This is a genomic window from bacterium SCSIO 12741, from assembly GCA_024398055.1.
GTDB lineage: Bacteria > Bacteroidota > Bacteroidia > Flavobacteriales_G > Salibacteraceae > SCSIO-12741.
Genome location: CP073749.1, coordinates 1,371,514 through 1,385,620 on the forward strand (window position 1 = coordinate 1,371,514; position 14,107 = coordinate 1,385,620).

Sequence of the window (14,107 nt, forward strand, 5' to 3'; positions counted from 1 at the left end):
CCTCGTCCTCGCTTCTGACTAATGTCCTTCAAAAGCAGGCTTCCGCTTCTCCATAAAAGCCCCGGTACCCTCTTTAAAGTCGGCCGTACCAAATGCTCTTCCGAATGCGTTGATTTCTACTTCATACCCATTGGTTCCATCTTCGTGTACAGCGTTAACACACTCAATGGCCAGACTAATAGCGATGGGAGAGTTGCGAGAAATTTTCTTGGCGATATCTCGACACTTGTCCATTAGCTCTTCAGCAGGAACGGTATGGTTAACCAAGCCAATTTCATGAGCACGGTTGGCATCGATCATTCCAGCCGTAAAAATGATTTCATTGGCAATTCCTTTTCCCACCAACTGTGGCAATCTCTGGGTTCCTCCATATCCAGGAATCACACCCAAAGAAACTTCGGGCAATCCCATACGAGCATTATCAGAGGCCACTCGAATGTGAGTCGACATGGCCAATTCCAATCCACCACCTAAGGCAAATCCATTAACGGCAGCAATTACCGGAGTTCGGAGATTCTCTACCAAATCAAACAACGTATTTTGCCCGTTGCGGCTTAGCTCAGCACCTTCTTCCATCGAAAAATGAGCAAACTCCTTAATATCTGCACCAGCAACAAAGGCCTTATCACCAGATCCGGTAATCACAATGCATCGTACCGAATGATCCGTTTCTGCCTCGGTAAAAGCACGGTTCAATTCCGCAATAGTATCCCGGTTAAGGGCATTCAATTGTTTGGGTCTGTTTATGGTGATAATACGAAGTGTTCCTTCGTTTTCAATGATCAGATTTTCGTAGCTCATATTGCTTGAATTTAATGCAGGGGCAAACTTATAAAAAAGGTAGTTCCAGAGGTCACTGAGGATTCCACACGAATGTCTCCCTCCGCGTTTTCCACCATGCTTCTTACCATGGATAAACCGAGACCGGCACCCCCTGATTTGGTTGTGAAATTGGGTTGAAAAATTCGAGGCTGTAAGTCTTCCGGAATTCCGCCGCCATTATCCTTCACCGTCAACAGCAATCGATCTTCGTTTTCCAAGGTAAAAGCCAGCTCTATTTTTCCCTTTTCCTCATCTTCAAATGCCTGAATGGAATTGGTAACCAGGTTGGTCAATACTCTTTTGAAATGGTTGCGGTCCATATTAATCCGACTCTCAGGAACAAGGGTATTGTTCAGGGTCAATTCGGCGCCACCTTCCTTTCGGAAAAGGTTTAGAATTTGAGTGGCTTCTTTTACGGGATCAAATACCTCGGCTTGAGCTCTGGGCAACTGAGCAAAATCGCTAAACTCAGAAGCGATGTGGGCAAGGGTATCAATCTGCTCGGTCATCATCTGAGTAAATCGAGACAGTCGATCACCATAATCCTCACGCCCATCTTTCCAGCTTTTTTCCAATTGCTGTACACTCAATTTCATCGGAGTCAAAGGATTTTTGATCTCGTGAGCTACTTGACGAGCCATTTCTCGCCAGGCGCCTTCCCGTTCTTTTTGGGCGAGCTTTTCTGCGCTTTCCTCCAACTCTCTTACCTTCTTGTTGTATTCGTTTACCAATGCTGCAATTTCATCATTACCTGCATATTCCAATTCTTCATTCTTTCCACTCAAGCTAATCGAGCGAATCCGCTGCTGGATTGCCTGAAGACTTTTAGTAATGGAATTACTGAGCACATAAGCGATGATCAAGCCCAAAACAAGAAGCAAGGCGTACACTTGAGCCAATGCCCAAAGGAAATCCTGGGTTTCTTCTCGGGTGTGTTGCTGATCGGAGTAATAAGGAATATTGATGATGGCCAGTGGTTTTTCCGAATTGCTCCGTAGGTAGCGAAGGGCGGTTAGGTAAATTTCTCCGTGAACGGTTTTACTCGAAATAAAATCACCGCCGGATAGGGCTAATTCACTTAGAATCTCTTTTTCTAAAGAAGGGTGAGGATGGGAAAGCGTATGCCCACTTCGATCAGAGGAAGCAATCCAATTTCCATCCAAATCGTAGAGGCTGATTTCCAAGGAGTGAACATCTGAAATCTCCAGAAGCTTGCGTTGAAAATCATCGGTATAGAAAATTTGGTTGTCGCCCTCTTTTTCAATCAGGTAATAACTCAAGGACGCCATTACCGCCCGCTCCTTCCTCATCAATCGTTGGTTATGGTACTTTTCGTTTTCCTCTTTGGTATACCAAATCGTAATCGCACCAATGATTAAAAAGGAAGACAGAATTAAAAGGATCATGGATGTATAAATCCTTCTTTTTAAACTCCATCCTTTAAATGCCATAGTCACAAAAGTAATTCTCCTAAACCATATTCTCGAATCAATCTAATCACCATTCGTTTCAGATCATAAACCGTCAAATCAGCACCTCAAAAAAACCAAATCGCGCCAATATGGCATCGAAAATCCAGTCATTGCGCCATAATGACGCAAAAATTACACCGAAAAGCTAATGGTCTCTGAATTGAATAGGGGGAAGTGTAGTTAAACATTGAAAACAACATTTAAAAAACACATATCATGCATTTAATCAGAAACAGACACTTAGGATTCCCTCAATTGATGAACGATTTTATTAACCGTGAAATGAGGGACGCTGCGGAAGGCAGACGCTCTATCCCAGCCGTAAACATCCATGAAAACGAAAAAGGTTTTGAACTTGAAGTAGCCGCACCAGGATTTGGGAAGGACGAAATTAAAATCGAAGTTCACGACGGAATCCTCCACCTAACCGGTGACAAGAAAACCAAAAAAGAAGAAAAGAAAAACGGGAAATGGACCCGCAAAGAATTTAGCTACCATTCTTTCGACCGGTCTTTTAGCCTTCCCAAAACAGTGAACGCTGAAAAAATTGATGCCTCTTACGACAACGGAATTTTAACCGTGAAACTTCCTTTGAAACAGAAGGAAATTAAGAGTCCTAAAAAAATTGACATTCGCTAGGGTGTAGCGGAAAGCCGAAAGGCGATTTTTTGAGTTGAGTAGTTGGTTTTACGGGTTCTGCGCTTCGGCCGGAACCCGTTTTTTTTTCCTATTACGAACGATTATCCAAAAACAATATAGGCTTACGGCTCAACTCTGGAAACTGCATTTGCTGCACTTTATCAATCGGCAAAAAAGCAATTTTAGGCGTCACTCGAATCTTGGCCTTAAGCCGCTCCTTGATTTGATGCTCAAAGAAATCAGAATGCTCCTTACTTCCAATATGAATAAGTAGCTCATCAGTACCAATTTCATTGGTGTAAGCCTCTACCACATAATTGGTGATTCCTTCCATCCGATTCAGGATATCGTAAATGGCAGGCGGATAAACACTGGTCCCCTTCAATTTGATCATCTGCTTCTTCCGACCAATCACCGGCCCCAATCGCAGGGTATTTCTCCCACAGCTACACGGATCGGTGTAATGGCGGCAAATGTCTCCGGTGCGAAAACGCAACAAAGGCATCCCTTCAACTCCTAAGGTAGTTATCACTACTTCGCCAGGCTCACCCGGCTGCACCGGATTGCCTTGATCATCTAAAAATTCAGTTACGATTAATTCGGGATGATGATGTCCCCCTTGCCCTGCGCTGCACTCCGTAAATGCCGTACTCATTTCCGTTGAAGCGTACGTGGAGTATAAATCAATAGGCCATTTCTCATTGATTTTTTGTCCCAAAGTATTGAGTGAAAAGTCCTCATTCCTTAAGGCTTCACCAATACAAATAGCCCGTTTAATTCCAGATTCCCGATAATCGATTCCCCGGGATTCCGCAAATTCAATCAACTTGAGAATAAAAGATGGCACCGCGATTATGGTACTTGGCTTGATTCGATGAATGGTATCCCAATGCAATTCAGGCACTCCAGAACCCACTCTAACGATACCCGCACCCAGCTTTCGTGCACCTAAGAAATAGGCCATCCCAGCCATAAAACGTTTATCGATGGTGGTCATCAATTGGATGTCATCTTCGTCATCACAACCAGCCGTGATAAATGACAACGCCTCGTTGTAGGCCAGCCGCTCCAGATCGCTATCTGTAAGCACAAAAGTGATTGGATCTCCCAGGGTTCCTGAAGAAGTAACGTAATCCACAATCTTTTTGGGCGGCACACAGACAAAGTCATCGTTGTGCGCGTTCAAATCATCTTTGGTGGTCAATGGAATTTGAGCGAAACCCTCCCACGAATTGATCTGATCTACGTCAATTTCTTCCTCCGCAAATCGCTTCTGGTAGAAAGGAGAGTTATCGGACAAATAGCGGAGTATCTCTTTCAGCTTCACCCATTGAGCATCGCGAATGACCTCCATGGATTGGTATTCTAAAGCTGGCTCCAAAGGGTGCATGGCTATTTTATTTTCTTCTTGCACTTCTTAATTCGTTCTTCCAGGTTTTCCCGATCATACTCCGTAGTAAGCTCCCGCAGCATGGCCTGCTCGTAAAAATCCTTGGCCCTTTCGTAGTTGCCGGTTTCTTCAAAGTATTTTCCAACCTTGTAATAACCCAACCAAAAATCAGGATTGGACTCCACCATTTCGTGCAACTTTTTTTCTGGGATCACCCCTTTAGGGTCTTCCAACCAAAGGTCCAGTTCTTTTTCAATTCGGCGGAAAGTTAGGTAATTCTTGTAGTCATCGGTTTGAAGGAAATCGGACTCTGGCACGGTCAAACCTTGTTCGTGAATAGGTTCTTCGGATCGAAACCCAGGAGCCAATTCAAATACACGATTTAGGTCATAGCAAACAAAAGCTCCCAATTGATAAGGATTTGCCGAAACCCAAACACGGAGTTTTCCAGGTTGAAAAATAATTCCGTGATGAGCCATTAACTGATTGATCGCTTTCTCATTTCCGTAACCAATCTTTTTACCTGCAAGGCCATCTGTTTCTCGTAGAATTTCAGCTACATCCGTATAGTTTAGCTTGTCCTCAGCCGCCAACAACTGATTCATTCGATCCATTCGGTATTGGCTATGCCATTTTTCAATATGCTCTAGGTTCTTTTTGTCTTTGGAAAAAGCCTCGCTTTGGAAATGATTGGAGCACACCAACTGTGGCTCTTCTACCACATATACACCCTGGTTTTTAGGGCTTTTTTCGATGATCACGGCCTTCCCATCTTTCTGAGATCCCACCAAAATAGATTCTGAAACAAATACCTGCCGAGATTCAGCAATCTCAATAGCCTCTTCAATGGTGGAAGCATATTGTAAAATTTCACGGGTAAGAATAGAAATGGGCGTTCCTGGCTTGGTCGGAATTCCAGACTTCCCTGCATTAATGGTAACGGTTAATCCCTGGGTATTCATTCCGGAAACCACTCCCAGGAAACCGGGCCAGGAAATCATCATAAACGGAATCCCCTGATCGGGCTTCATAAAGACGACCATCTTCTCTTCCGAGAAACCTTCCCCTGCATAAAAATCAAAATTCCGGCCTAATAGAAGCCCTCCGTCTTCGGTATTGGGTCCCCAGGCGGCAAACGAGGTACACCCGACCAGCATCAAATCCTGCAAGGCATGGCCAATATCGTGAGCTCCATGAAGGTTGAGCGCCCGAAAATACTTGGGTCCTACCCAGTCGAACCGGTCAGAAATGAAATAAGAAGTACCCAATAGCTCCTGCTGGTACTCCGGAATAAAGTAGTAGGGTAAATTCCGATTAAAAACAGCCACAAACTTTCTCAATCGATTGAGTTTTGCTGAGTCGGGAACAATAGTTTTGATCTGGTTAAAAAAGACCTTTTCCTGATTGGCCATCAAGTCATTGGACAAGATACCGTATTGCACACCTCGATCAAAAGGCTTGCCTTCCAGGTACATTTCCCAAAGACCGTAGGAGTTTTTGCGCAACCAGTTGGAATCGGAGTAATAATGATTCACTCCAAACTCATGGCGGGTAGAATCCACCCAGGCAAGATTTCCTTCAGGCTCGGGTTTCTTTCTTTTCTCGTAGAAATTGTCGCAGCTCGACAGGCTAATCAACGTCCCGATTAACAGGACAAACAGAAGAGGATTAAACCTCATTCAACGAAGGATCGGTTTGACGGATGAATTTGGCCAGTGAGGTAACAGCTCGCTTATGGTTTCTAACAAATTGGTTATTTCTATCCCAAACGTAACCAGCCAACACCGAGCAGATTTGCTTCTTAATGTCTTTGTTTTCGTTTTGGGTAAAGAAAATGTCTTGTAGATCTCCGGTATACCAAGTCTTCACATAGGTCTTAAACGTTTCCACGCCTTGCATGATGTAGTCCGTGTATTCGGTTTGCCAATCTACCTCCTCGCCTTTTACCTCACGGGCAGCCAATTTAGCCGCCTGAATACCACTCTCGGTAGCAAAGGTTACTCCGGAAGAGAATACAGGGTCGAGGAATTCAGTACTATTTCCGGTAAGCGCATAACCGTCACCAAAAAGCTGTTTTACACCGCAAGAATACCCCACAATCTTTCTGGGATTGAATTCCATGGGCGCATCCTTGAATCGGTCGCGATAGTACTCTGTATTCTCAAGCAATTCGCGGAAAGATTCTTCAGTCATTTCTTCTGAAAAGTACTCCGGTGGAGCCACAAATCCGATGGAGGTAATTCCATTGGAAAAAGGAATACACCAAAACCAAACATGCTTTTCCAATATATCGAAGGTAATCATCCAACCCTCGCGTCCTTCAGGGCGATTAACGTCTTTGACATGAACAAAACAAGAAGCCTTCATGTCCAGATCTGTTGGCTTTTCCAAATCCAAAAGTCGAGGTAGTACACGGCCGTATCCACTTGAATCAATCAAAAACTTAGCTTCGATTTCTTTCTTTTCTCCGTCCTTATCTTCTACGGTGGTAAAGGAGTCACGTCCTTCAAAGCGTACATCTACAACGCCCGTCTCAAAATCGATTGGCACTCCCATTTTCTGCACTTCTTCTGCCAATATATTATCCATATCAGCACGAGGCAGTTGGTAGGTCCAGGACCAGCCTTGGGTATATTGCTTGGAGAAATCAAAATTACAGACCTTGTCCCCCCTCATAAAACGGGCTCCGAATTTTTTCTGGTAACCTTGTTTTTCCAATGCTGGTAGAAGTCCGGCTTCTTCGAAATGTTCCATACACCGGGGTATAAGGCTTTCGCCAATGACAAAACGTGGAAATTTTTGCTTCTCCACGATCTTAACATTTAAACCTTGCTTACTCAGGTAAGCCGCTGCTACCGAACCGGATGGCCCGGCACCTATCACCAGTATATCTACCTTTTCTTTTCTCATAGAATCCACCGTTTCTTCATTCAACTATGAAAGTCTATTTTTGTCCTGCAAATTTACGCAAATAGCTAGAATCATCTGTATTGGATATTTTAGCTTTTTCTATGATTCTAATCAACTTATTTGGCACGAGCATATGATTGAAATTGGAGGAAGACCACTAACCATGCATGACTTTAATCGCATTCTTTTTCACGATGAGAAAGTGGGCATCTCAGAAGAAGGACGTTTGAAAGTTCAAAAGAGTTTTGACTTTCTGGATTCTTTTTCGGACGATAAGGTGATCTATGGTATAAATACTGGCTTTGGGCCCATGGCTCAATATCGAATCAATGACGAAGATCGAATCACCCTTCAATACAACCTTATCCGAAGTCACGCTTCAGGAGTAGGACAACCTTTAAAGCCCTCTTACGCCAAGGCAACGATGGTGGCTCGACTGAATACTCTGGCTCAGGGATATTCAGGCGTACACGTTTCTGCCCTGGAAGTCTTGTGCGAACTGATCAATCGGGATGTTATTCCATTGATTTTTGAACATGGGGGAGTTGGCGCTTCAGGTGATTTGGTTCAATTGGCCCACCTGGCATTGGTCATGATCGGAGAAGGTGAAGTATTCTACGAAGGCAAGCGTCGTCCGACTGCGGAGGTGTTTGAAGAATTGAATATCGCTCCACTTAAGGTTCGAAGAAGAGAAGGGCTGGCCATTATGAACGGAACTTCTTGCATGACCGGAATCGGAATCATCAATGTACTGATGGCTCGAAAAATTCTTCGCTTAGGTGTTGAAGCTTCCTGCCTGATCAATGAATTGGTAGGAACTTATGATGATCACTATTCCAAAGAATTGAACCGAGCCAAGCACCACAAAGGTCAGCGACGGGTAGCCGACTTGATGAGCAATTACCTCGCCGATAGTCAAATGGTGAAAAGCCGCAAGGAGCACTTATACTCTGGCGATCATGAGGAAGAGGTGTTTGAAGAAAAAGTTCAGGAATACTACTCCCTACGCTGTGTCCCTCAAATTTTAGGCCCCGTGTTGGATACCATCTCCTTCAGCAAAAAAGTACTGATCGAAGAAGTAAACTCCGGCAACGACAACCCAATCATTGATGTAGAAAAACAGAATGTATTTCACGGTGGAAATTTCCACGGTGACTATGTTTCTCTGGAAATGGATAAATTAAAGATTGCCGTAACCAAGCTAACCATGCTTGCTGAGCGACAATTGAACTTTATTTTGAACGCTCGACTGAACGATATCCTACCCCCGTTTGTTAACTTGGGTAAATTGGGATTCAACTTCGGAATGCAAGGCGTTCAATTCACAGCCGTATCAACTACCGCCGAGAGCCAAATGCTCTCTAACCCTATGTATGTGCATAGCATATCCAATAATAATGACAACCAGGATATCGTAAGTATGGGCACCAACGCTGCTTTGATAACGAGCAAGGTGATCGAAAATGCCTTTGAGGTGATGTCGATTCACTTTATGTCGTTGCTACAGGCCGTTGAAATACTGGATTGCAAAACCCGTCTTTCCAGTACCTCACAAAATGTGTACGAAGAAATTCGAGCCCTATTCCCTAATTTTTCGGACGATCATCCCAAATACGATCAGGTAAGAGCAGTGAAAGAATACCTGATGCAAAAAGAAATATGAAAAAATACGCTTTAGTTACAGGAGGCTCCCGAGGAATTGGGCGTGCTGTATGCCTTAAGTTGGCATCCATGGGTTATTCCATTTTGGTGAATTACAACTCCAACTCTGCTGCCGCCGATGAAACCATTCGTTTGGTTAGTGAAGCAGGCACCGATGGTGAGGCTCTGCAGTTTGACGTTTCCAATAAAGAACAAGTAGAAAGCACCCTCAACACCTGGCTCGAAAACAACCCGGATGCGGTGATAGAAGTCCTCGTGAACAATGCGGGCATCACGAAAGACGTGCTCATGGTATGGATGAGCGACGAAGAATGGAATGATGTGCTTGACATCAGCCTTCACGGTTTCTACAACGTAACCCGAACCCTTTTGGAGCGGTTTTTGAGAAATAAATACGGTAGAATAATTAACCTGGTATCTCTGTCTGGATTGAAAGGTACACCCGGACAGGTCAATTACTCTTCAGCTAAAGGCGCCGTTATTGGCGCTACCAAAGCTTTGGCACAGGAAGTAGCCAAGCGTAAAATCACGGTAAATGCTGTTGCCCCAGGTTTTATCAAAACCGACATGACCGGTGACTTAAACGAAAAAGAATTGAAAGGACTAATTCCTGCTAACCGTTTCGGAACGTCCGAAGAGGTGGCAGAAGTAGTTGGATTTCTGGCCTCTCCAGGTGCATCCTACATCACAGGAGAAGTCATCAATGTTAATGGTGGAATGTATTCGTAATGGAAAAACGAGTTGTCATAACCGGAATGGGCGCCTATTCTTGCCTCGGAACCACCCTCGAGGAGGTTACCGAATCGCTCAGAACCGGTCGTTCGGGCATCCAGTTTGACCCGCAAAGAAAGGAAATGGGCTTTCGCTCGGCTTTAACGGGCATGGTTCCTACTCCTAACCTCAAAGGCATGCTTAAACGTCGTCAACGCGTAGGCATGGCAGAAGAGGTAGAATACGCCTACATGTCTACAATAGCTGCTTTGAATCAAGCGGGTGTGGATCAGGATTACCTGGACAACAACATTGTAGGAATCCTTTTCGGCAATGACAGTTCTGCCCGAGCGGTGGTAGAGTCTACCGACATTGTAAGGGCTAAAAAAGACACTACTTTGGTTGGATCGGGCATGATATTTCAATCCATGAATTCAACCGTTACAATGAACCTGGCAACCATTTTCCGGTTAAAGGGAATCAATTTTACCATTAGTGCTGCTTGTGCCAGTGGCTCCCATTCTATTGGGCTGGGCTACATGATGATTAAGCAAGGCTTTGAGAAGATGGTTATTTGCGGCGGCGCACAGGAAATCAACGCCTACGCCATGGCCAGTTTCGATGGACTTGGAACTTTCTCCACCAAAGAAGAGGAACCTTCAGCAGCCTCTCGCCCTTTCGACAAAAATCGCGATGGATTAGTTCCAAGCGGTGGTGCGGCAACCGTCATTTTAGAAGACTTGGAAAGCGCTTTAGCCCGGGGAGCGAATATTCTGGGCGAAGTGATGGGTTACGGATTTTCATCCAACGGAGATCATATCTCCAATCCCAATGTTGATGGTCCGGTAAGGTCTTTGAACATGGCTCTTGATCAGGCCAAAATGAGCGAACACGACATCGATTACATCAATGCCCACGCTACTTCTACTCCGGTAGGAGATGCTAACGAAGCCCGGGCCATTCACCAGGTATTTGGAAGGTCCAAACCACCTGTAAGCTCCACAAAATCCATGACCGGACATGAGTGTTGGATGGCCGGTGCCAGTGAAGTTGTCTACAGCATGTTGATGATGCAAAATGGGTTTGTGGCACCGAATATCAATTTAGAAGAACCGGATGAGCATTCCGCCGACCTGAATATTGCTCGGGATACTCAGAAACATAATATTGACGTATTTTTGTCAAATTCTTTTGGATTCGGGGGAACCAATTCTTCCCTGGTCATCAGGAAATTTGAAAAATAACAGGATCAAATCATGGATCGAGAAGAGATTATTGAAAAAGTGAATGAGTTCATGGTCGAGGAGTTCGAGGTGGAAGAAGATGATATTGCTCCAGACGCCAACCTGAAAGAAACATTAGACCTGGATAGCCTGGATTACGTTGACCTCGTAGTGGTAATCGAGCAGTACTTTGGATTCAAGGTAAAAGGCGAGGATTTTGTTCACATTAAGACTTTAGAAGACTTCTACAACTACATCGAAAAGAAAGTAGAAGAGGCTGCTGTATAAAATCGCTACATGGCTGAATGGACGGGACAATCCCGAGGGAATCTCTTAGGCTATAAAATATTTGCCTTCGTCCTCAGAAACTGGGGCGTTCAATCTGCCTATTTTGTACTCTACTTTGTTGCGGCCTATTATTTCCTGTTTTCTCCCGAAGCATTTTCCGCACAGTATTATTATTTCCACAACCGCTTAGGCTTTGGTAAGCTTAAGAGCTGGATTTCTATATACCGCAATTACTACGTTTTTGGGCAAACCATTTTGGATAAAGTTGCTGTTTTAGGTGGATTTGAAAAAGGCTTGACCTACGACTTTGACGGGGAAGATTTGCTGGAAAAAACCCTTAAGGAAGAAAAGGGCGGAATCCTAATTAGTGCTCACATCGGCAACTTTGAGATTGCCGGTCATTTTATGAGCCGCCTGGATTGCAAACTCAACCTGGTTACCACCAACATGGAAAAAAGTCAGACCCAGGAATACATGGAGTCTGTGATGTCCGATCAAAAAATTAATCCCATCTACATTGTTCCCGGGAGCCTCAGTCATATGATTGAGATCAGCAAAGCGGTTAGAAACAATGAACTCGTTTGTTTTACCGGCGATCGATTTATGGGAGGCAAAACCTACACGGGAACGATTTTAGGTGAATCCGCTCGTTTTCCGGCAGGAGTATTCGACCTGGCAAGTAAACTGAAGGTTCCGGTAATCTTCGTTTATGCCATGAAGGATTCTTCTTCACACTACTACTTTTCAGCCCGATTGGCATCTGGAATCGGATTAAAACCCGAGGAAATTGTGGCTGAATTTTGCAAATCCATTGAAGAGAAATTGAACAAATACCCGCTTCAATGGTTCAACTATTACAAATTTTGGGAGGCCTAAAAAATAGATTTACCCAAAACCGGCTTGCTACGATCATGAAAAAAGTCCTCGTACTGTATTACTCTCAAACCGGACAGCTCAAGCGAATTCTGGATCGAGTGATGGATACGCTTCAGGAAGACTCCGAGGTGCGCGTAGATTACTGCCGGTATGAACCCGAACAAGCTTTTCCTTTCCCCTGGAACGCCAAAGCCTTTTTTGGAGCTATGCCCGATTGTGTTTTGGAAAACCCAGTGCCGATGAAACCTCTTGTCTTACCCAAAGATCAGGATTATGATCTTATCATTTTGGGCTATCAGGTATGGTTTCTATCCCCTTCTATTCCACTCAATTCTTTGCTAGGAATGCCAGAGGTAGCCGGATTGCTGAAAGACAAACCAGTAGTTACGGTGAGCGGAGGTAGAAACATGTGGATCATGGCGCAGGAATCGGTCAAGAAAAAACTACATGGACTTCAAGCCCAGTTGGTAGGCAACATTGCTTTGGTGGATCACTCTCCCAATTTGGTGAGTGTGGTAACCATTGTTTACTGGCTTTTTCACGGAAAGACAGACAAATTGCTGGGCGTTTTTCCCAAACCCGGCGTTCAGGAAGAAGATATTGAGAATGCCTCATCATTTGGAGACCCAATTCACAAGGCACTTCAACAAGGAAACTATGAGCCTTTGCAAAGGGAGCTTGTAGAGCGTGGAGCTGTTCTGGTAAAGCCCAATATCCTGTCCATGGAAAGCAAAGCCAAGCGGGTTTTTGGTATTTGGGCCAAGCTCATTCAGGGAGCTGGAAAACAAAGTTCCGTGTTGAGAGCAATCCTCCTCAAAATCTTTGAATTTTACCTTTATTTCGTAATCCTGTTTATCTCACCCCTAATTTCAATTTTTTCTACTTTTGGCCGGATATTTGGAAAAGACGCTGTCAGAAGGAAAATTAAGTATTTTTCAGGGGTCAAGATGCAGTGAAGTTTAAGGAGATAGCCGTACATGTCAGAAAGTGTTTACATCAATAAAATATCCCGGTTTTTACCCAACGAACCGGTAAATAATGACGAGGTTGAAGCAAAACTGGGACAGGTTTATGAGCAACCGGCCAAATCGAGAGCCATTGTGCAACGGAGTAACAAGATTCAAACTCGTTACTACGCCCTTGACAACGACCGGAACATAACCCACACCAACGCTCAGCTCGCTGCAGAAGCTGTGAAAGGTTTAGCTGACCAGGGATTTCCCATGGACGATATGGATTTTCTAGCCTGTGGAACCTCTACTCCAGATCAACTACTTCCTTCCCATGCTGCCATGGTACAGGGAGAGATCAAATCCCGCCCTATTGAAGTCAATTCATTTATGGGTGCCTGTGTAACGGGAATGCAAGCCATGAAAAGCGCTTGGATGGCCATTCGTACAGGGGACAAGCAACATGCTGTTTCAACGGGATCAGAAAGATGTTCTACCTGGCTGATGGCCAAGAACTACGAAAAAGAAGCTGAAAACCTGGCTGGGTTATCCCAAAACCCAATGCTGGCTTTTGATAAAGAATTTTTGCGCTGGATGCTTTCCGACGGAGCGGGAGCTGCTCTACTGGAATCGGAGCCCAAAGGAGATCTTCCCCTCAAAGTGGAGTGGATCGACATCTGCTCCTACGCCAATGAGATGGAAAGCTGTATGTATGCCGGTGCTCGTAAAAACGAGGATGGATCGTTAACCGGATGGTCAGAAATGCGGGAGCAGGAATGGCTGGATGAATCCACCTTTGCTTTTAAACAAGACGTAAGATTATTAGGCGGAAACATCATGCAAATTGGCGGGCGTTTCTTTTTTGAGACCTTGCAAAAGCACAACCTCAAGCCTGATGACATTGACTACTTCCTTCCTCACATTTCATCTGAATTCTTCCGAGATAAGCTCAATGCTGAATTGGCTGCTCACGGGGTAGAAATTCCAGCTGAAAAATGGTTTACAAACCTGACTCGGGTTGGAAATGTCGGTGCCGCTTCAATCTACCTAATGTTGGATGAATTAATTCAGTCAGGAGATTTGAAAAAAGGAGATCGCATTTTCCTTTGCGTACCCGAAAGTGCTCGATTCTTGTATGCTTACTCTTTGCTAACCGTTTGCTAA

The 14,107-nt window shown here is 44.5% G+C and carries 13 protein-coding genes; 8 read left to right on the forward strand and 5 right to left on the reverse strand.

Annotated elements, in window-relative coordinates:
• Positions 1-18: 18 nt before the first annotated feature.
• The gene (locus tag KFE98_05725; GenBank protein ID UTW63644.1) at positions 19-801 is read right to left on the reverse strand and encodes an enoyl-CoA hydratase/isomerase family protein; all 783 of its coding nucleotides are present in this window, start codon (positions 799-801) and stop codon (positions 19-21) included.
• An 11-nt stretch (positions 802-812) separates the two neighbouring features.
• Entirely contained in the window at positions 813-2,228 is a 1,416-nt protein-coding gene (locus tag KFE98_05730; GenBank protein UTW63645.1) for a HAMP domain-containing histidine kinase, read from the reverse strand.
• Between the two features lie 282 nt (positions 2,229-2,510).
• Between KFE98_05730 and KFE98_05735 the strand changes: the two genes are divergently transcribed.
• The gene (locus KFE98_05735) at positions 2,511-2,933 is read left to right on the forward strand and encodes an Hsp20/alpha crystallin family protein (GenBank protein ID UTW63646.1); all 423 of its coding nucleotides are present in this window, start codon (positions 2,511-2,513) and stop codon (positions 2,931-2,933) included.
• 91 nt (positions 2,934-3,024) lie between these two features.
• On the opposite strand, the gene KFE98_05740 is transcribed toward KFE98_05735, so the two are convergent.
• Genes KFE98_05740 through KFE98_05750 form a run of 3 tightly spaced genes read right to left on the reverse strand, consistent with a single transcriptional unit; the run spans position 3,025 to position 7,233 of the window.
• Complete coding sequence (locus KFE98_05740; GenBank protein UTW63647.1) at positions 3,025-4,323, reverse strand: AMP-binding protein; 1,299 nt, start codon at positions 4,321-4,323, stop codon at positions 3,025-3,027.
• 2 nt (positions 4,324-4,325) lie between these two features.
• Positions 4,326-6,002 (reverse strand): acyl-CoA--6-aminopenicillanic acid acyl-transferase, encoded by a 1,677-nt coding sequence (locus KFE98_05745; GenBank protein UTW63648.1) that lies wholly within the window; start codon positions 6,000-6,002, stop codon positions 4,326-4,328.
• A complete protein-coding gene (locus tag KFE98_05750; protein UTW63649.1) occupies positions 5,992-7,233 on the reverse strand; it encodes a tryptophan 7-halogenase in 1,242 nt (413 codons plus the stop codon). Before KFE98_05750 ends, KFE98_05745 begins: the two co-directional genes overlap by 11 nt.
• A gap of 133 nt (positions 7,234-7,366) precedes the next feature.
• Here KFE98_05750 and KFE98_05755 point away from each other — a divergent pair, with 133 nt between their 5' ends.
• From KFE98_05755 to KFE98_05785, 7 genes are read left to right on the forward strand one after another with little or no spacing between them, the layout of a single operon-like run.
• Positions 7,367-8,896 carry an aromatic amino acid lyase gene (locus KFE98_05755; GenBank protein UTW63650.1) on the forward strand — a complete coding sequence of 510 codons (1,530 nt, stop codon included), beginning with the start codon at positions 7,367-7,369 and terminating at the stop codon, positions 8,894-8,896.
• Entirely contained in the window at positions 8,893-9,624 is a 732-nt protein-coding gene (gene fabG, locus KFE98_05760) for a 3-oxoacyl-ACP reductase FabG (protein ID UTW63651.1), read from the forward strand. Before KFE98_05755 ends, fabG begins: the two co-directional genes overlap by 4 nt.
• Positions 9,624-10,850 carry a beta-ketoacyl-[acyl-carrier-protein] synthase family protein gene (locus KFE98_05765; protein UTW63652.1) on the forward strand — a complete coding sequence of 409 codons (1,227 nt, stop codon included), beginning with the start codon at positions 9,624-9,626 and terminating at the stop codon, positions 10,848-10,850. The genes fabG and KFE98_05765 overlap by 1 nt, the downstream gene beginning before the upstream one ends.
• A 12-nt stretch (positions 10,851-10,862) precedes the next feature.
• On the forward strand, positions 10,863-11,117 hold the full coding sequence (locus KFE98_05770; protein UTW63653.1) for an acyl carrier protein: 255 nt from the start codon (positions 10,863-10,865) through the stop codon (positions 11,115-11,117).
• 9 nt (positions 11,118-11,126) lie between these two features.
• Positions 11,127-11,993, forward strand: a complete 867-nt coding sequence (locus KFE98_05775) for a lipid A biosynthesis acyltransferase (GenBank protein UTW63654.1) — start codon at positions 11,127-11,129, stop codon at positions 11,991-11,993.
• 35 nt (positions 11,994-12,028) lie between these two features.
• Positions 12,029-12,949, forward strand: a complete 921-nt coding sequence (locus tag KFE98_05780) for a dialkylresorcinol condensing enzyme DarA (GenBank protein UTW63655.1) — start codon at positions 12,029-12,031, stop codon at positions 12,947-12,949.
• 21 nt (positions 12,950-12,970) lie between these two features.
• A complete protein-coding gene (locus KFE98_05785) occupies positions 12,971-14,107 on the forward strand; it encodes a beta-ketoacyl-ACP synthase III (protein ID UTW63656.1) in 1,137 nt (378 codons plus the stop codon).

Coding starts and splice junctions, on each gene's coding strand:
- KFE98_05725 (UTW63644.1), bottom strand. CDS start 801: ATGAGCTACGAAAATCTGATCATTGAAAACGAAGGAACACTTCGTATT.
- KFE98_05730 (UTW63645.1), bottom strand. CDS start 2,228: ATGATCCTTTTAATTCTGTCTTCCTTTTTAATCATTGGTGCGATTACG.
- KFE98_05735 (UTW63646.1), top strand. CDS start 2,511: ATGCATTTAATCAGAAACAGACACTTAGGATTCCCTCAATTGATGAAC.
- KFE98_05740 (UTW63647.1), bottom strand. CDS start 4,323: ATGCACCCTTTGGAGCCAGCTTTAGAATACCAATCCATGGAGGTCATT.
- KFE98_05745 (UTW63648.1), bottom strand. CDS start 6,002: ATGAGGTTTAATCCTCTTCTGTTTGTCCTGTTAATCGGGACGTTGATT.
- KFE98_05750 (UTW63649.1), bottom strand. CDS start 7,233: ATGAGAAAAGAAAAGGTAGATATACTGGTGATAGGTGCCGGGCCATCC.
- KFE98_05755 (UTW63650.1), top strand. CDS start 7,367: ATGATTGAAATTGGAGGAAGACCACTAACCATGCATGACTTTAATCGC.
- fabG (UTW63651.1), top strand. CDS start 8,893: ATGAAAAAATACGCTTTAGTTACAGGAGGCTCCCGAGGAATTGGGCGT.
- KFE98_05765 (UTW63652.1), top strand. CDS start 9,624: ATGGAAAAACGAGTTGTCATAACCGGAATGGGCGCCTATTCTTGCCTC.
- KFE98_05770 (UTW63653.1), top strand. CDS start 10,863: ATGGATCGAGAAGAGATTATTGAAAAAGTGAATGAGTTCATGGTCGAG.
- KFE98_05775 (UTW63654.1), top strand. CDS start 11,127: ATGGCTGAATGGACGGGACAATCCCGAGGGAATCTCTTAGGCTATAAA.
- KFE98_05780 (UTW63655.1), top strand. CDS start 12,029: ATGAAAAAAGTCCTCGTACTGTATTACTCTCAAACCGGACAGCTCAAG.
- KFE98_05785 (UTW63656.1), top strand. CDS start 12,971: ATGTCAGAAAGTGTTTACATCAATAAAATATCCCGGTTTTTACCCAAC.